Genomic DNA, 17,265 nt, shown 5'->3' with positions numbered 1-17,265 from the left:
CCCTCCGGCTCAGCGCGGCGCCCTCAGGCGGCCCGCGACTCGCCGTCCACCTCGGTGTCCGTGGCGTGGCGGCGCGACAGGAGGTTCTCCAGCTTGAGCGCGTTGAGCTCCACGCTCTCCACCATGTTCTTGGCGTACGAGGTGAGGATCAGGTGGAACACGATGCACATCACCGCGATCGACAGCGCGAACGCGGTGTTGTTCATGGCCTTGGAGATACCGTCGGACAGCAGCGTCTGCTTCTGCTCGGCGGGCACGTTGCCGAGCGCCTGGAACGTGCCGATCAGCCCGAAGATGGTGCCCACCAGCCCCACCAGGGTGGCGATGTTGGCGAGCGACCACAGCCAGGGGATGCGCGTGGTGACGTGGGGGGTGTTCTCCACCATGGCCTCTTCCACGGCCTTGGCCACTTCGATCTCGCCGCGGTTGGCGCGGGTGAGGCCGGCGCGGATCACCTTGGCCAGGGGCGCGTTGGGCGCCGCGCTGCACAGCTTCACCGCCCGGTCCACGTTGCCCGTCTGCACCAGCTTGGAGATCTGCTCCATGAAGGGCGGGGCGTTGAGGTTGTAGCGGAACATGAGCGTGTAGATCCGCTCGACGGCCACCGAGAGCGCGGAGGCGAACCAGAACAGATTGACGAACATGAAGGGGCCACCGTCCTTGAAGAACTTCACGACGGTGTCCACGAGGCCCAGCTTGCCGGGTGCGGCGGCCAGCACCCCGCTCAACAGTTCGCTCACCATGGGGCTCATCGCGCTGCGAATCCTTTCAACGCCCTGGGCCAGCACACCCGTGCGGGGCACGGGCGGCGGACTCCCACGCAGGGAGCGGGCTGTCTCTTCTTAGAGGGCGCCCGCTCGGGGTGTCAAGGCGCGGGCTGGCTACACTCCCGGAATCCTTAGGGCTTTCAGGAGGGCTTTCAGGCAGCCGAGGGGGCGGTGAGCTCACCCGGCTGCTGGGCCTCCCGGCGGTAGTCGCACTCCTTGTTCGGGCAGGCCACGTAGGCCCCATCCCGCTTGGAGAATTTCTGGAGCAGGTAGGGCGACTGGCACTTGGGGCACGTCTCGGCCAGGGGCCTGTCCCACGCGGCGAACTTGCAGTCCGGGTAGCGGTTGCAGCCGAAGAAGATCTTCCCGCGGCCGCTGCGGCGCTCGGTGAGGTAGCCCTGCTTGCAGTCCGGGCAGCTCACGCCGATGGAGATGGGCTTGGACGTCTTGCACTCCGGGTAGCCCGAGCACGCCAGGAACCGCCCGAAGCGGCCGCGCTTGATCACCATGGGCTTGCCGCAGTTCTCGCACTTCTCGTCCGTGGTCTCCTCCTCCACGATGACGATCTTGCCCTCGGCGTCGCGCTTGAAGTCCTTGGTGTTCTTGCACTCGGGGTAGTTCGAGCAGGCGAGGAAGTGCCCCATCTTCCCGAACTTGATCACCATCACGTTGCCGCACTTCTCGCAGGCGATGTCGGTCTTGATCTCCTCGCGCTTGACGTCGCGCATCTCCGCTTCGGCCTTCTCGAGCGTCTCCTTGAAGGGCCCGTAGAAGTCGTGGAGCACCGTCTTCCACCTGGCGCCGCCCTCGGAGATCTGATCCAGCTTCTCCTCGAGGTTGGCGGTGAAGGCGACGTCCATCTCCTTGGGGAAGTGCTTGACCAACATCTCGTTGGTCATCTGCCCCAGGTCCGTCGGGCGGAAGCGGCCCTCCAGCTTCTCCACGTACTTCTTGTCCTGGATGGTGGAGAGAATGGCGGCGTAGGTGGAGGGCCGGCCGATGCCCTGCTCCTCCAGCTCCTTCACCAGCGTGGCTTCCGAGAAGCGCGGAGGCGGCTGGGTGAAGTGCTGCTCGTCCACCAGCTTCTGCAGGCGCACCTTCTCGCCTTCGTTGAGCACGGGCAGCTCGCCGGTGGCGTCCTCGGCGCCCTCCTCACCGGCGGCCTTGGCCTTCTCCTTCTCGGACTCCTCTTCCGGCGTCAGGCTGGCGCCGTACACGGCCAGGTAGCCGGGGAACTTCAGCGTGGAGCCCGAGGCCCGGAACGTGGCCCGGCCCGCGGAGATGTCCGCGCTCGTCTGGTCATACACCGCCGGCATCATCTGGCACGCCACGAAGCGGTTCCAGATCAGCTCGTAGAGCCGGTACATGTCCTCTTCGCCCATCTGCTCGAAGAAGGGGCGCACGCGCTCGGGCGGGTACTCCAGGGAGACGGGGCGGATGGCCTCGTGCGCGTCCTGGGCGTTCTTCTTGGTCCGGTACACCACCGGCTCTGGCGGCAGAGACTCCTGGCCGTACTTGGCGCCGATGAACTCGCGCACCTGCTTCACCGCGTCATCCGACAGACGCGTGGAGTCCGTACGCATGTACGTGATGAGCGCCGTCTGGCCCTCTTCCCCGAGGGGCACGCCCTCGTAGAGCCGCTGGGCCAGCGTCATCGTCTTCTTCGCGGTGAAGGACAGCCGGTTGGCCGCCTCCTGCTGCAGCTTGGAGGTGATGAACGGAGCGGGCGCGTTGCGGCGCCGCTCGCGGCGGTCCACCTTGGAGACGGTGAAGTCCGCCCCCTGCAGCTCGGCCAGCACGCCCTGCGTGGTCTCGCGATCCTTCAGTTCCGCCTTCTTGCCGTCCACCTTGGACAGCTTGGCCCGGAAGGGCGGCGGGCCGGAGGGACCCTCGAGCAGCGCGTCCAGCGTCCAGTACTCCTGCGGGACGAAGGCCTTGATGGAGTCCTCGCGCTCGCAGATCAGCCGCACCGCCACGGACTGCACGCGGCCGGCGGACAGGCCCCGGCGGATCTTCTTCCAGAGCAGCGGAGAGATCTGGTAGCCCACGAGCCGATCCAGGATGCGCCGCGTCTGCTGCGAGTCGTAGTTGTCCTGGTTGAGCTCGCGCGGCTGGGCGATGGCCTCCTGGATGGCCTTCTTGGTGATCTCGTTGAAGAGCACCCGCTGCGCGTCCTTGTGGCCCAGCTCTTCCTTGATGTGCCAGGCGATGGCCTCACCCTCGCGGTCGGGGTCGGTGGCCAGGAACACCTTGTCCACGTTCTTGGCGACCTTCTTCAGCTCGCCGAGCACTTTCTCCTTGCCCTTGATGACGTGGTACTCGGGCTGGAAGTCGTGCTCCACATCCACGCCCATCTTGCTCTTGGGCAGATCCTTGATGTGGCCCACGGACGCCTTCACCGTGTAGCCCGAGCCCAGGTACTTCTTGATCGTCTTCGCCTTGGCGGGAGACTCCACCACCACCAGGAAGTGCGGCCCCTTGCCGCGCGGAGTGGACTCCTCCTCCTCGCCCTCGACCGCGGAGGCTTCCACCTCGGCCAGGGCGCCCTTGCCCTTGCCCTTCTTGGCAGCGGCCTTCTTCTTGGCGGTGGCCTTCTTGGCGGCCGCCTTCTTCGCCGGGGCCTTCTTGGCCGCCGGACGCTTCGCCGCCTTCTTGGGGGCCGTCTCCTCGGCGACCGCCGTCTCGGCCTCCGTCTCGACGACTTCGTTCTTCTTCCGCGTGGCCATGACCTCTCCTGCTCAAACCTTCTCGTAAAGCTTGCCCGGGTGCTGGATCACCAGCCCCGACAGTTCCAATTCCACCAGCGCGCTCGTGAGCGTCGCGGGCGAGAGCCGGCAACCCACCAGCACCTCATCAAATGTGCGAGGGACTCGATCCAACAGTTGGTAGGCCCCCCTGGCTTCCGCCGAGAGCGCCTCCCACGGTTCCCCCGCTCCAGGAGGCACCGCCAGCGCTGGCCGGGCCCCCACGTACTCCCAGACGTCTGCCACATCCAGACACGCGTGCGCCTTCCCCTCCCGGAGTAGCACGTTGCAGCCAGTCGCGGCCTCGTTGCGCACGTCGCCCGGCATCGCGAGCACCGGGCGCCCCAGCGCCAGCCCGTCCTCCGCCGTGTACAGCGCCCCGGATTCCTTACCCGCCCGGAGCACCAACACAGCATCCGACGCGCCAGCGATGAGTCGGTTTCGCCGGGGGAAGGTGGAGCGACTCGCTCGGACGCCGGGCGGCAGCTCGCTGAAGTACACCCCGCCCCGCTCCAAAAACTCAGGGAGCATGCGGGCTTGCGGTGGATCCAGCTCGTCCAGCGCGGAGCCCAGAAAGGCCCACGTTTCTCCGCCCGCATCCAGCGCGCCAAAGTGGCACGCGCGATCCACTCCCATGGCCGCGCCCGAGACAATTCCGACGCCGCCCTCCGCCACCTGCCGCGCGAAGCTCCGAGCAAAAGGCAGGAAGCCCTGATCCGGATGGCGGCTGCCCACCATGGCCACCCGGCGCCGCGGCGGCCCCACCTGCCCCTTGTAGAAGAGGAGCGGCGGCGCATCCTCGGTGCCCGCCAGACGCTCCGGGAAGGCCCTGTCGCCCGCGAAGGCCAGCTCCATGCCCGTGGCCTCGCACCGCTCCAGCACGCGCTCCGCCAGCGGAGCCAGGTCCGCCACGGGCGCCAGCCGCCGGCGCAGCGGCGCGGGCAGCGGCGCGTCTGCCAGCCACTCCCTCACCGGGCTACCCACCAGGCGAGCAAGCTGGCCCTCGGCGAACGCACGCAGGGCGTCCAGCGTTCTTGGCCCCAGGCCAGGAACCGCCCACAGTGCCAGCGTGGCACGCTGCTCAGGTGTCAAAGAGTGTGTAAATGTACCCGCCATACCCATCCCCCCCATTCGGTGCCCACCTATATAGAGGATGAGCCCGACGGAAGGGGGCGCGACACATAAACACCGGACTGGCAGCGGTCAAGCGGCCAATCCCTCTGTCGTACCGCAGGAGGCGGGTCCTACACCGACATCAACGGCTCGCGGTGGGAGCTGAACCCACACGCATTTCGATCCGATCTCCGGGGATGATCTCGCGCAGGGAGTTGATGAGGAGGCAGTTGGAGGTGCGCTCCTTCACCTCGCTGACGAGGCACGTGCCGATGACTTCATCCGGCAGGCTCTTGATCTTCTCGTCCTTGCCCTCTTCCAGGACCTTGTCGATGGGGTTGCCCTTGCGGAGGACCGAGAAGGTGTTGCCCACCTGCACGCCGTCGCCGCTGCCCTTGTCCACCACCATGAAGTTGTGCTCGCCGGTGATGGTGAGGAACGGCAGCATCGCCGTGATGATGTAGCCCTTCATCGCCTTGGAGTTGGGCTTGATGGCGACGCGATCCGTCAGCCGCTCACCATAGGGCCCCACCAGATCGCCCCGCTCCACGCCATCCCAGGTCTCGGCGATCTGCGCGGTGACGTACTTGTCCCCCACGCTGAGCACGCGCACGGTGCCCACCAGGTCCGTGAGGTAGCCCACCTTCTGGCCGGAGATCGGGTGCTTCACCTCCGAGTTGGTGCGGAAGATGAGATACCGGTCCCCCACCTTCGCGTCGATCTTGCGCTTGAAGCGCAGGTACACCGTGTCCGGGAAGGCCATCATCTCCCGCTCGGAGAAGGAGCTGTCGATCTTCCCCGCCTCCTCCACCTCCTTCGAGGTGACGAAGCCGCGCGTGTTCACCAGCGTGGCGGCGTTGGCCTTGTAGCCAATGTTGCCGGACACAGACACCATCGACTCGCCGCTGACGGGCCCCAGCTCCGAGGAGGCCTGGAGCTCGCCCTCCTCTCCCATGGCCTCGGTGGGCGCGGGCCCGGTGCCCGTCTCCACGCGCGAAGGCACCTCCTCGCCCGCGGGGAAGAAGCGCACCTGGTTGCCCGGGTAGATCCAGTGCGGGTTGGCGATCTCCGGGTTGTAGGACCAGACCTTGGGCCAGTACCACGGGCTGCCCAGGTACTGCTGCGACAAGTCCCACAGCGTGTCGCCCTTGACGACGGTGTGCACCTCGCCAGGAGCCGTCTCGCGCGCGCCCTCGATCTTGGGCCCCATCTGCTTGCCCGAGGGCTGGGCCTCGTCGGAGACCTCCGCGCCCTCGGTCTCGCCTCCCTCCGTCTCCTCCTGCTGCTCCTGCGCCTGCTGGGCGTGCGCCGACCAGACGGGCGCGAGGGAGACGGCCACGAAGCATGCTGTCAGGATCCGGGAACGCATCGGGCAACTTCCTTTCGGCTTCTACGGCGAGAGGGACGCAAGCCGCTGCTCCGCTTGGGTCGCGGCGGCTGTCCCTGGGAACTGGGTGATGACACGGGTGTAGAGCGCGCGGGCATCCTCGCGCTGGTTCAACTTGAGCCGGCACTCGGCCAGCCGGAGCATGCCGTCGAGCACTGCGTCTCCGGCGGGATAGGTCTCGATGAGGCGCTGGAAGACGAGCGAGGCGCCCTCGTTGTCATTCAGGCCAATCATCCCCAGCCCCGCGAAGTAGAGCGCGTTGTCCGCTCGCGAGTGCCGGGGGTTCTGATCAGCGAAGGCCTGCAGCCGCGCCACACCGCCCTCCACGTTACCGGTGCGCAGCATGGACAAGGCCTGATCAAACTCCGCGTCGAGCGCCGCCGTGTTCGCGGGCGCGGGCGCGCTGGCGGGCTCGGAGGACTCCGAGGACTCGGGCGAGGCGCTGACGAACATCTCCACCTGATCCGGATCCGGCTCCACCACGGGCACCTGGGTGGGCAGCGCGGGCGCGGGCTCGGCCTTCGGCTTGAGCTTCACCACCGTCAGGTCGGGGACGGCGAGCTTCGAGGCCGGCGGCGAGGCCTGGGAGGCCGGCACCGAGGCGGGCGCCTGGGGAGCCGTAGCGGCGGGCGCCTGGGAGGGCCGGGCCCGGAGCACGGAGGTGGTGCGCTCCAGCCGCTCGAGCCGCTCGTTGGTGCGCGCCTGCTGCTCGCGCATGGCGCGCAGCTCCACCCGCAGCGCGTCCATGTCCGCCTTGGAGGCGGAGTCAGAGGCGCACGCGGCGAGCGCGCACAGCGGCACGACGGCGAGCAGCCGTCGGATGATGGGAAGACGCTCCAACACGGGTATCCGCCTGCGAGGATAGAGAGCGGCTTCCGACACGGTCAAGAAATCGGCCCGCCTCAGAAGCGATGGACGACGAAGTTGATGTGACGCCCAGTGCGACCCGAGTCACGCCGGTGCGAGAAGAAGCGCGAGGAGTCGCACGAGGTACAGTCCTGTAGTACGTCCATGTTGCCGACCTTGACGCCCACGCGCCTGAGCGTCAGCACCACGGCGCGGGACAGATCCAGCCGGAACTCGTCCCCCTTGGCCACCACCACGTCCGAGCCGAAGCGCGTGGCGAAGTGCTTCGCCAGCTCCGGGGAGACGACGTAGCAGCACTGCTGGATGGCTGGGCCCACCGCCACCAGCAGCCGCTCCGGCCGGGAGCCTCGCGCCGCCAGCGTCTCCACCGCCTTGGCGGAGATGTCCGCGTCCGTGCCGCGCCAGCCCGAGTGCACCGCCGCCACGCGCTGGTGCTCGGGATCCACCAGCAGCACCGGCACACAGTCCGCGGTGGACACGCCCACCCAGTCCCCCGCCTTCTCCGTGAAGAGGGCATCCGCGTCGCCCTGCTGCGGCCGCAGGGTCTGCGAGTCCTCGCCCGGCTGAGCCTGCAGCATGCGATCGCCGTGCACCTGCTTCACCGTGTGCAGCGCCCCGAGCGGAGCCCCCACGGCCGTGGCGAGCCGGCGGTAGTTCTCCTCGACGCGCTCGCGCACGTCTCCCACGGAGAAGCCCAGGTTGAGTGAGGCAAAACGCCCCTCGGAAACTCCGCCCGCGCGGGTGGCGAAGCCATGAGGCACCGGAAGTAGCGCAGAGGTGATGAACAACGAGCTCATGACAGGTGCAGGGTACCCCACCCTCTCCGGGACAGCACTGTTCCCCATGGAGTCCTCATTGGTGCGGGAAATTTCTTCCGGGAACGTTTGACAGCCCCGAGTCGTCCACCAGACAATTCCAACCCTGTAGGTCCGCTGGACTTGGAGCCAGCGCCAACCTCACCGAGAACATGGCCCTGGGTCCCCACACCGTCGGCAGGAAGCTCCTGTGGAGCATTGCCTTGCCTGGCCTCATCGTCGCGCTGCTTGGCGCCGGCTACTTCTGGCGGGAGACACGCCGCGCTGTGCAGGATGCGGCGCACCGAGAGGCGCTCGCCCTGGCCGAGTTCATCGCCTCCACCTTCACCCTGCCCCAGGCCGATCCCGCACATCCGCACAGCGCGGTGGCCGAGGTGCTCGTCTCGGATACACGCCTGTTACGTTCTGTCGCCGAACTGCGCGTGCTGACCCCGGACGGGCGGATCCGCTGGTCGCGTCAGCGGGGGGAGGAAGGGACGCTCCACCCGGACAGCGCTCGGCTGACGGCTCCCACACCGGAGACGGCTCGCTCGGCCAAGGAGGGCACGGAGGTGGTGCGCCCGCTGGGCGGCCCCGAGTGCGCCGACTGCCACACCGGTGAGCAGGCCCAGCGGTTGGGAGTGCTCCAGGTGCGGATGTCCGAGCCGATGCTGAGCCGCCAGCTCTCGTCGGTCTTTCACGGGGCGATCGTCTCCACGCTGGTGTTCGGCCTGATGCTGGTGCTGGCCACGTGGCTGTCGCTGCACCTGTTCCTCACCCGCCCGCTGCGCCGGCTCACGGCCATCATGCGGCGCGCGGAAGAGGGAGATCTGCTGGTGCGCGCGGAGACGCGGGGCACGGATGAGCTCTCCCGGCTCGGCTCGGCCTTCAACCAGATGCTGGCGCGCCTGACCTCGATGAAGGTGGAGGAGATCGACACGCATCGAGATCTCGCGCTCACCAAGGAGAAGCTGGCCCTCAAGGAGAAGCTCGAGGAGCGCATCACGGAGCTGTCGCTGCTGTTCGACGTGGCGCACTCGCTCAACGCCACGCTGGAGCTGGGGGAGATGTTCGAGCGCATCACCCGGCTGGTGGTGGAGCGGCTGAAGATCCCCAACTTCTCCATCATGCTGACCAACGCGGACGGGCTGCTGGAGATCCGCAGCGCCTGGCCGCTCCACCGCGGCAGCGAGGGGCTCACCTTCGCCATGGGCGAGGGCGCCTGTGGCCGGGCCGCCGAGCTGCGGCGCGCGGTGTACCTGCCGGACGTGTCGGATCGCTCGAGCGGCTTCGCCAAGCGCAACCTGGTGGGCGGCACGGATCACGGCTCGCTGCTGGCCATGCCCATGTTGCACATGGACGTGGTGCTGGGGGTGATGAACTTCCAGCGGCCGGAGGTGGCCGGCTTCTCGCCCGAGGAGCTGGAGCTGTTGATGGCGGTGGCGGATCAGGCCGCCACGGCGGTGAAGAACGCCCGGCTCCACGCGGAGACGGTGCAGCTCACCATGACGGATCCGCTCACCGGGGTGGCCAACCGCCGCCACCTCTTCATGCGGATGGAGGCCGAGCTGGCTCGCGCCCAGCGCTACAGCACGCCCATGTCCGTGCTCATGATCGACGTGGACCACTTCAAGCGGCTCAACGACTCCGAGGGCCACCGCACCGGAGACGAGATCCTGCGCAGGGTGTGCGACGTGCTGAAGACCCGCGTGCGCAAGGTGGACACGCTGGCGCGCTACGGCGGCGAGGAGTTCATGGTGCTGCTGCCCCAGACGGCCCGGGAGGGCGCGCTGGAGGTGGGCGAGAAGCTGCGGCGCGCCGTGCTGGAGACCGCCTCCCTGGCGGTGGCCACCCAGCCCACCGGGCACGTCACCATCTCCATCGGCGTGGCCAGCTTCCCGGAGGATGCCTCCGAGCAGGAGACGCTGGTGGACTGCGTGGACGCGGCGCTCTACGCCAGCAAGCGCGGCGGCCGCAACAAGGTGTCGGCGTACGAGCCGGGCATGGAGATCCACCCCGGCCGCGAGCGCGGGCCGCACACCACCCGCCCAGCCGACAGCAGCACGTTCCCCATCCCCCCCGGCGTGGCCAAGGCCTGAAGGCGCGCTCAGCGCCGGTCCACCAGGGGCCGCACCGTGGGCAGCATCAGGTCCGCCCACTGCTCGTAGCCCGCCTCCGAGGGGTGGAACCCATCGAAGCTGAAGAAGTCAGGGCGCTGGGGGATGAACTCGCGGCTGGCCGAGAAGAGATCCACCACATGCATCCCGTGCGCGCGAGCCACGGTGGAGATGGCCTCGTTGAAGGGCTCGATGCGGCCTTCGTAGAGGTGACTGGGGACCAGCCGGGCCACCGGCGCCAGCGCCATGTCCGGCACGTTGACGATCACCAGGGAGGCCCCCGTCTGCTTCAACCGCCGGGCGATGCGATCCAGCTCGTCCCGGAAGTCCTCCAGCGAGGTGCCGCGCCACAGATCGTTGGTGCCAATGCCGATCGTCACCAGCGTGGGCTGAATGGCCACGGCTCGCTTGATCTGGGAGCTGGAGACGTCGCGGATGACCGCGCCGCTCATGCCCAGGTTGGTCAGCCCCACCGAGAGGCCCTGCTGCCGCAGGCGGGAGGCGAGGCGCTCGGGGTAACCCCCGCCGCGGCTGGCCCCCACACCCACGGCGGAGCTGTCCCCGAGCGCCACGTAGCTGATGCTCAATCCCATCTCCCGCGCCAGAGCCCTCAGGGCATCTTCAGGGCTCGCAGGAACCGGCTGTTGTTACCGGGAGCCGTCACGCGCAGCAGCAGCGTACTGCCCGAGGGCGTCGACTTGATGGCCGACGCCAGCTCCTGGGCGCTGTGCACCGGCTTGCGGTTGGCCTCGACCACCAGCATGCCCGGCGCCAGATCCGCGCGCTCCGCGGGAGAGCCCGGCACCACGTCGGTGATCAGCGCGCCCTCGGACTTGCTGAACCCCGCCTGCTGAGCGGTGCGCGCGTCCAAGTCGCTGAGCGACAGGCCCACGCGCGCCTTGGAGCTCTCCTCGTTCTCGTGCGGGGCCCGCTTGCTGTAGCCCTCGATGTCCGGCCGCGTGCCGAGCGTCACCTTCACGTCCTCCTTCTTGCCATTGCGGTAGAGGGTGAGCGTGGCGGACGCCCCCGGCCGCTTGAGCGCCACCGCGCGGGTCAGCGCGCTGGCCGTGCTGATCTTCTGCCCGTCCAGGGCCACGATGACGTCATCCAGCTTGATGCCCGCCTTGGCCGACGGCCCGCCCGAGCTCACCTCGTTGACGATGGCGCCCTCGGTGACAGGCAGGTTGAGCGCCTTGCCGAGATCCGCCGTCAGATCCTGGATGCCGATGCCCAGGTAGCCACGGGTGACGGAGCCCTCCTTCTCGAGCTGGGGCAGCAGCGCCTTGATCATGTTGCTGGGCACCGCGAACCCGATGCCCGTGCCCCCGCCCACGATGGCGGTGTTGATGCCGATCACCTCGCCCTTCATGTTGAAGAGCGGACCGCCGGAGTTGCCGGGGTTGATGGCCGCATCCGTCTGCAGGAAGTCGTCATAGGGGCCAGCCTGGATGTCGCGCGCCTTGGCCGAGAGGATGCCCAGGCTCACGCTGGAGGCCAGACCGAACGGGTTGCCGATGGCCAGCAGCCAGTCGCCCACCTTCAGCGCCTCCGAGTCTCCCAGGCCCACCACGGGCAGCTCCTTCACGTCCTTGCCCTGGAGCCGGATGACGGCCACGTCCGTGAGCGGATCGCGCCCGACGATCTCCGCCGGGAACGAGCGCCCGTCATTGAGATGAACGGTGATGGACACCGCGTCCTCGACGACATGGTTGTTGGTGAGTACCAGACCCTTGGGATCGATGATGAAGCCGGAGCCCGCGCCCTGGCGAATGCTCTCCCGGCCCTCCCGGCCACCCGGGTGGCCGAAGAAGCGATCCAGCGGGCTCTGCTCCATCTCCTCCCCGCGCTCCCCGCGCTCCCCGCGGCCCGACACCTTGGCCGTCACGTCCACGTTGACGACGGCGGCCTTCACGGAGTCCACCAGGGGGGCGAGCGACGGCAGCGACTGGGCCGCGCGCGTCTCGGGCTGCATGTTCCCGGTGGAAGAAGGCTGCGAGGCGGCTGGCTGAGCCAGCGCTACCGACGAGAACACCGCGATCACCGCGGCGATCACGGTGCTGCGAACACGAAGAATTGGAAGTCTCATATCCACCCCAAGCTAAAGCGCCATCCGGGTCCGGCAAGCAAAAGTGCACCCCGGGTGCTGGGACAGAACAGTGTGACGCCTCTCCTCTTCCCGAGCCTGCGTCAGAGCGGGCGGTACACCCGATAGTCGATCTCCGGAAAGATGTTGTTCCGGGCCTCGACCTGAGACAGCCAGGCCTCGTCGATATTCCCGCCGCGCACCTGCTCGTTCAGGCGAAGGAAGCGCAGGACATGCTCCTTCGTACGCCGGACGGCGTAGTCCACCATGGTCCCCGTCTTCATGATGAAGGCCCAGTCCGAGGACTGGGCGAGCAGCAGCTCGCGCGCCGCCTGATTGAGGGCGCGGCGCTGCAAGGGGGAGGTCTCAGGGTAGTCCCGGGCCAGGGCCACCATCTGCCGGGCGCAGTGGTGCAGGTGCCGGTAGACCCAGTCGTTGGACTCGTCCAGCCACATGTTCGCGTAGCCGCCCGAGCCCCACGAGCACAGCGGCGGAGAGGCCACCTGGTTGCGTGGGAACTCGCGCAGATCATCGGACGGCGTCACCAGCCGGAACGTCTGCTGCTCGGTGGCCACCTTGCGGATGAGGAAGTCCAGGAACTGGGGGCCCTCGAACCACCAGTGCCCGAAGAGCTCCGCGTCGTAGGGCGCCACCACCACCGGCTTGCGCTCTCCCATCCGCGAGGCGAGGTACTCGATCTGCCGCTCGCGGTTGAACATGAAGTTGCCGGCGTGGAGGGCGGCCCGCTGGCGCGCCGCGGCCGGATCGTACGGGAGCTTGTCCTGCGTCTTGCCGGTGATGCGGTAGTACTTGTAGCCGGTGTTCTTGCGGTCTCCCGTGGGCTGGACGAAGGGCCGCACGTAGTCCAGGGGCAGATCCCACCCGATGTCCCGGTAGAACTCGCGGTAGGTGGGGTCGCCGGGGTAGCCGCTCTCCGCGCTCCACACCTGCTGCGAGCTCTCGGGATCGCGCCCGTACACGGCCACTCCCGCCTCCGTGTAGAGGGGCGCGAAGGGGCCAAACAGCGGGCGCGGCGTGGCGTCCGTCAGCCCGTGGGTGTCCAGGAGGGTGTAGCGGATGCGCTCGGCGGCCAGGAAGCGCTCCACCCCGGGGTAGTAGCCACACTCGGCCAGCCAGATGCCCGGCGCGTCCCGGCCGAACGTCTGCCGGTAATGGTTGGCCCCCACCGAGATCTGCGCGTGGACCGCCTCCGGCGTCTCCTGCATCAACGGCAGGAAGCCGTGGGTGGCGCAGCAGGTGATGATCTCCAGGTAGCCCGCGTCCTGCAGCCGACGGAACGCGCTCACCAGATCCCTCTGGTAGCGCCCCTCCCAGGCCACGCGCAGGAACTCGAAGTGATCACGGTACAGGCGCGCCAGCGGCCCGAACGTGGGATCATCCCGCGTGCGGTGCACCTCTCGCGCGCCCAGCTCGCACAGCCGCTCCAGCTTGCGGGTGTAGCGCCCCGTCAGCAGCTCGTCGCGCAGCATGGTGACGAGCGTGGGCGTGAGCGACATCGTCACCCGGAAGGGCACGCCCTCCTCCGCCAGCCGGTCGAACACCAGCAGCAGCGGCAGGTACGTCTCGGAGATGGCCTCGTAGAGCCAATCCTCCTCGAGGAAGTCCTCATGCTCCGGGTGACGCACGAACGGCAGGTGCGCGTGGAGCACCAACGCCAGAGAACCCTGACTCATAGGTGACGAGCCCTAGCGTCCCCGCCCCGACTGAGGCGGCGTCCAGTGGGTCTGCTCGGAGGCCCCTCCCCTGGCGGCCCCTCCCGCGGCGGACTGCTCCGAGGAGCCGAACGGCCGGGCGGAGATCTCCAGGTGCTCCAGACGCTCGGGAGGCCCGGCGCTCTCACGCACCGGACGGGTGGTGCGCTCCCGCCGCCTCTCCGCCAGCGTCCCCATCTCGTCACTGCCCGGCAGCGGCACGCGGCGCCAGGAGATGTACTCGCGCTCTTCGACGACCTCCTCGCGCGAGGGGGCGGGAGGCTCCACGGCCGGAGCCGCGCCCGTGAGGGGCTCCACCTTCGGCGGCGGAGGCATCTGCATGAAGCGCACGGCCGTATCCGTCGAAGGCCCGGTCCGCGGCAGGGTCAGCGGGTGAGTCGAGTGGCCAATCCGCCGCGAGCGCCCCTCGCGTCCCACGTAGTGCGCCTCCACGCGGTAGGGCCGGCCAGGCGGCAGCCCGTGAATGTAGAAGCTGCGCGACTCGGGCACGAACTCCACCTCTCGCACGAGCCTGTCCCCATCGAACACGCGCAGCATGGGCCGGGGCGATTCGAGCCCATCCCGGGCGCGCGCCAGGATGGCCGCGCTGAAGTCCCAGGTGATGAAGAGCGTGTGGGGATCCCGAGCCAGCGCCAGGGCCAGATCGTTCTCGTAGTCCAGCGGCAGCTCGCCGAGGTTCTCCTCGAAGCCCGTGGGGGTCGCCACGACGCGCGAGGCCTGCTCCTCGGTGAGGTGGTGGCGCCGCAGCTCGCGCTCGCCCATCAAGCGAGCCACGAAGAAGCCCTCCATCAACGGCTCCGCGGCGTGCTGGGATACGATCTCCAGCTCAACCGATTCCACCACCTCCGCCCCCTGCGCCCATTCCTCCTCGGCGGAGCGGGCGGCGCGCTCACGCGGCGGGAAGTTCACTACCTGTGCGGGCTTGAGTGACTGAGAGACATCCTCGCCCTTGGCAGCAGCCTTGGCAGCGGCCTTCTTCTCCGGCTTCGCTGGCTCCTTCTTGCGCTCGGGATCCTTCTTCTCGGTCACTCGGGCCTCCTTGCCCCGGGGCTCCCGGGATGACTTCGCGGCGGAGGGGACGGCCTTGGCCGTCGGCTTGGCGCGGGTCGGTAACTCGATGCCCGCAAGGCGGGCCAGCTTCTTCAGCGCGGGGACGAACTCCGCGAGCGCAGCAATGAGCTCCTTCTTGGTGAGCTTGCTGTGTCCAGGGCCCAGGTGCGTGCGCGCCAGATCGCGCAGGTAGGCCAGGGTGACGCTCTTGAGATCGTCCATAGACAGGTCGCCTTTAGGTCGCCGCCCCCCTAGGGGTCAACGAGGCTGTGCATCTTTCTGTTCGTCGCAAGACCCGGCTCCCTCGACACGGGCGATGACACCTTGGAAAAGGACCGAGTATCCTGCGCCCGCTTGAGCGACCTGCCCAGACTGCTGCTGTGCAGCTTCGACGTCATCCCCGGACCGTCGGGCTCGTCACGCCGTCTGACCGAGTACCTCAAGGCGTTGCCTGATCGTTTCTCGGTGGTCGTGCTCTCAGCGAAGACGCCGGACCATTCCCACATCGAGAAGTACCAGGGCGCGCGCCTGCTCCGAGTCCCCGTGGGCTCGGGAGATCTCGTCTCGCGGATCCAGACCTTCGAGCGCGCCGTGCGCCGCCAGCTCGACAGCGAGGAGTACGCGCTGGCCCACTTCACCGATCCGTTCGGCGGCTACGTGCTGTGCGAGACCAAGGGAGACTACGGCTACCGCCTCATCTACGAGGCGCAGACCTTCCCCTCGCAGGAGCTGCGCTACACCCACCCGCACACCGAGAGCGACAAGCGCTTCCTCGCCAAGGTCCGGCGCCAGGAGCTGTTCTGCCTGATGAACGCCGATCTGGTGATTACAGGCTCGCAGACCACCCGGTCCTACATCCAGTCGCTGGGCGCCAGCACGGAGCAGATCCGCGTCATCCGCGCGCCGGTGGACCTGGGGCCGTATACGCCGGACGTGCTCGGGGTGCCGGACGGCCGGCCCATGCGGTTGATGTACCTGGGCAGCCAGGCGGGGTGGCAGGGGCTGCCCATCCTGCTGCGCGCGCTGGCGCTCGCGGTGGAGCACGGCGCCGAGGTGAAGCTCACCCTGGTGGGCGCGCGCCACCCGGACTGGCAGCCGCACCTGGAGGACATGGCCAAGGAGCTGGGCGTCCAGGAGCACGTGGAGTTCCAGGCGCCCGTGCTCCATGACGATCTCGTCAAGGTGCTGGCGCTGGCGGACGTGGGCGTGATGCCGCTGGATGACGTGGATCGCAACCGGCTCCAGGGCGGACCGCTGGCCAAGATGTCCGAGTACTTCGCCGCGGGCCGGCCGGTGCTCGCCGCGGATCTGCCAGTGACGCGCGAGCTGCTCCCCTCCTCCGCCGTGCTCTTCCACACCGCGGGGGATGCCAGTGCCCTGTCCAAAAACATCATCGAGCTGTCGCGGGATGTGCCGCGCCGCCTGGAGATGGGGCGCGAGGCCCGAGCCTTCGCCGAGGAGACGCTGGAGGCGGGCCTCATCCGCGGCAAGCTGCTGGACATCTATGACGAGCTGCTCGGAAAGCAGCGCGTCACCGGCACCGAGGCCGCGAGCGAGCCGCCCGCGCCGACGATGACGGGCACGCCCACCAACCGCATCTCCCAGATCAAGCCTCCCGAGGGCGGCGGCCGACGCTCGTCTCGCAAGGGCGGCGCGGAAAAGGGCAAGGGCTCGGCGAAGAGGACGAAGTCGAAGGACGATCTGCCGCTGGTGCTGGGACACGAGCTGACGGATGACGGGATGGACACCCGGCTCATCAAGACCGAGCCGGATGCGCGCCCCAACGAGCCTCCTGTCGTCATGGGGCGGCCCCTGCGAGACTCGAAGTCCGAGTCCCCCGCCTCCGAGGAGTTCCAGCAACCCACGCCCGTCGTCCGTCCGCCCCCTGGCGTCCGGCGCGACAGTCCGGACGAGCCGCCCACCTCCATCGTCACCGCGGCGCCCACCGAGCGCGAGGCGTCTGACCACACTCCGACGCCCATCGTGCGCTCTCCCCTGGCTCCGCCGGGTGAGGCCCCTCCCGCGGCGTCCGCCCGCGCGCCAGTTCCCGTCCGGGGAGAGGAGCCCCCCACGCCCACTCCCATCGTCCCGGTGAAGAGCGTGCTCGGAGCCAGCCAAGGCACCGGGGCCGCTCGTTCAGAGCCCGACTCCAGCCGTCCTCCCATGGCCGTCGGCAAGGCCAAGACGGGCACTCGCAAAGCGCTTCAGGAACCCGCCCGTGAGCCGGAGTCCTCCGAGAAGGCTCGGGCGACGAGCCTTCCTCCGCTGACTCGCGCCGGCCCTCCCGCGGAGCCCCGTGTGCCGCCTCCGAGCCTGGCGCCCACGCCCCCTCCGATCCTTCGCACGTCACCGCCGGCGGAGCCCTCGCTTCCTCCCATCGTTCGGACGTCACCGCCGGTGGCGCCCGCAGCGCCTTCGAGCCCTCGCTCGTCACCGCCGGTGGAGCCCTCGCTTCCGCCGATCGTTCGGACGTCTCCGGTGGAGCCCGCGGCGCCTCCGATCCTTCGCGCGTCACCGCCGGTGGAGCCCACACCTCCGCCGCTCCCTCGCCCCACACCTCCGCCGCGGCCCTCTGGGGCGATACCGCCCGTGGCGAGCCCGCCTCCCGTG

General features: G+C 68.8%; 12 protein-coding genes. 2 read left to right on the top strand and 10 right to left on the bottom strand.

Features of this window, described 5'->3' with window-relative positions:
* Positions 1–23: 23 nt before the first annotated feature.
* The 6 genes from ACJ8AT_RS00465 to pgeF form a co-directional block, all read right to left on the bottom strand.
* Positions 24–752 carry a MotA/TolQ/ExbB proton channel family protein gene (locus ACJ8AT_RS00465; protein ID WP_407735561.1) on the bottom strand — a complete coding sequence of 243 codons (729 nt, stop codon included), beginning with the start codon at positions 750–752 and terminating at the stop codon, positions 24–26.
* Positions 753–919: 167 nt separating this feature from the next.
* Positions 920–3,493: a type I DNA topoisomerase gene (gene topA / locus ACJ8AT_RS00460; RefSeq protein WP_407735519.1), complete on the bottom strand. Its 2,574-nt coding sequence runs from the start codon at positions 3,491–3,493 to the stop codon at positions 920–922.
* 12 nt (positions 3,494–3,505) lie between these two features.
* Positions 3,506–4,627, bottom strand: a complete 1,122-nt coding sequence (locus ACJ8AT_RS00455) for a DNA-processing protein DprA (RefSeq protein ID WP_407735518.1) — start codon at positions 4,625–4,627, stop codon at positions 3,506–3,508.
* Between the two features lie 139 nt (positions 4,628–4,766).
* On the bottom strand, positions 4,767–5,993 hold the full coding sequence (locus ACJ8AT_RS00450; RefSeq protein WP_407735517.1) for a LysM peptidoglycan-binding domain-containing protein: 1,227 nt from the start codon (positions 5,991–5,993) through the stop codon (positions 4,767–4,769).
* A gap of 21 nt (positions 5,994–6,014) precedes the next feature.
* Entirely contained in the window at positions 6,015–6,854 is an 840-nt protein-coding gene (locus ACJ8AT_RS00445) for a tetratricopeptide repeat protein (RefSeq protein ID WP_407735516.1), read from the bottom strand.
* 59 nt (positions 6,855–6,913) lie between these two features.
* Positions 6,914–7,675 carry a peptidoglycan editing factor PgeF gene (pgeF, locus tag ACJ8AT_RS00440; RefSeq protein WP_407735515.1) on the bottom strand — a complete coding sequence of 254 codons (762 nt, stop codon included), beginning with the start codon at positions 7,673–7,675 and terminating at the stop codon, positions 6,914–6,916.
* Between the two features lie 221 nt (positions 7,676–7,896).
* Here pgeF and ACJ8AT_RS00435 point away from each other — a divergent pair, with 221 nt between their 5' ends.
* Positions 7,897–9,771: a diguanylate cyclase gene (locus ACJ8AT_RS00435; RefSeq protein ID WP_407735514.1), complete on the top strand. Its 1,875-nt coding sequence runs from the start codon at positions 7,897–7,899 to the stop codon at positions 9,769–9,771.
* 8 nt (positions 9,772–9,779) lie between these two features.
* Here ACJ8AT_RS00435 and ACJ8AT_RS00430 read toward each other — a convergent pair whose 3' ends face one another.
* The 4 genes from ACJ8AT_RS00430 to ACJ8AT_RS00415 form a co-directional block, all read right to left on the bottom strand.
* On the bottom strand, positions 9,780–10,382 hold the full coding sequence (locus tag ACJ8AT_RS00430; RefSeq protein ID WP_407735513.1) for an SGNH/GDSL hydrolase family protein: 603 nt from the start codon (positions 10,380–10,382) through the stop codon (positions 9,780–9,782).
* A gap of 17 nt (positions 10,383–10,399) precedes the next feature.
* Positions 10,400–11,875, bottom strand: a complete 1,476-nt coding sequence (locus ACJ8AT_RS00425; RefSeq protein ID WP_407735512.1) for a Do family serine endopeptidase — start codon at positions 11,873–11,875, stop codon at positions 10,400–10,402.
* A 101-nt stretch (positions 11,876–11,976) separates the two neighbouring features.
* Positions 11,977–13,566 (bottom strand): glycoside hydrolase family 57 protein, encoded by a 1,590-nt coding sequence (locus ACJ8AT_RS00420; protein ID WP_407735511.1) that lies wholly within the window; start codon positions 13,564–13,566, stop codon positions 11,977–11,979.
* Positions 13,567–13,578: 12 nt separating this feature from the next.
* On the bottom strand, positions 13,579–14,877 hold the full coding sequence (locus ACJ8AT_RS00415) for a DUF4912 domain-containing protein (protein WP_407735510.1): 1,299 nt from the start codon (positions 14,875–14,877) through the stop codon (positions 13,579–13,581).
* Positions 14,878–15,009: 132 nt separating this feature from the next.
* Between ACJ8AT_RS00415 and ACJ8AT_RS00410 the strand changes: the two genes are divergently transcribed.
* Positions 15,010–17,265 (top strand): glycosyltransferase (locus ACJ8AT_RS00410; RefSeq protein WP_407735509.1); only part of this gene is annotated, 2,256 nt, incomplete at its 3' end.

This window comes from Hyalangium sp., from assembly GCF_045802625.1.
Taxonomy (GTDB): Bacteria; Myxococcota; Myxococcia; order Myxococcales; family Myxococcaceae; genus Hyalangium.
The sequence above is the reverse complement of the archived record's forward strand: the minus strand, read 5'-3'. Positions and strand labels throughout refer to the sequence as shown.

What these genes read in the sequence shown, in the direction of transcription:
- ACJ8AT_RS00415 (WP_407735510.1), bottom strand. Translation starts at nt 14,877, where the DNA reads ATGGACGATCTCAAGAGCGTCACCCTGGCCTACCTGCGCGATCTGGCG.
- ACJ8AT_RS00420 (WP_407735511.1), bottom strand. Translation starts at nt 13,566, where the DNA reads ATGAGTCAGGGTTCTCTGGCGTTGGTGCTCCACGCGCACCTGCCGTTC.
- topA (WP_407735519.1), bottom strand. Translation starts at nt 3,493, where the DNA reads ATGGCCACGCGGAAGAAGAACGAAGTCGTCGAGACGGAGGCCGAGACG.
- pgeF (WP_407735515.1), bottom strand. Translation starts at nt 7,675, where the DNA reads ATGAGCTCGTTGTTCATCACCTCTGCGCTACTTCCGGTGCCTCATGGC.
- ACJ8AT_RS00455 (WP_407735518.1), bottom strand. Translation starts at nt 4,627, where the DNA reads ATGGCGGGTACATTTACACACTCTTTGACACCTGAGCAGCGTGCCACG.
- ACJ8AT_RS00450 (WP_407735517.1), bottom strand. Translation starts at nt 5,993, where the DNA reads ATGCGTTCCCGGATCCTGACAGCATGCTTCGTGGCCGTCTCCCTCGCG.
- ACJ8AT_RS00425 (WP_407735512.1), bottom strand. Translation starts at nt 11,875, where the DNA reads ATGAGACTTCCAATTCTTCGTGTTCGCAGCACCGTGATCGCCGCGGTG.
- ACJ8AT_RS00430 (WP_407735513.1), bottom strand. Translation starts at nt 10,382, where the DNA reads ATGGGATTGAGCATCAGCTACGTGGCGCTCGGGGACAGCTCCGCCGTG.
- ACJ8AT_RS00465 (WP_407735561.1), bottom strand. Translation starts at nt 752, where the DNA reads ATGAGCCCCATGGTGAGCGAACTGTTGAGCGGGGTGCTGGCCGCCGCA.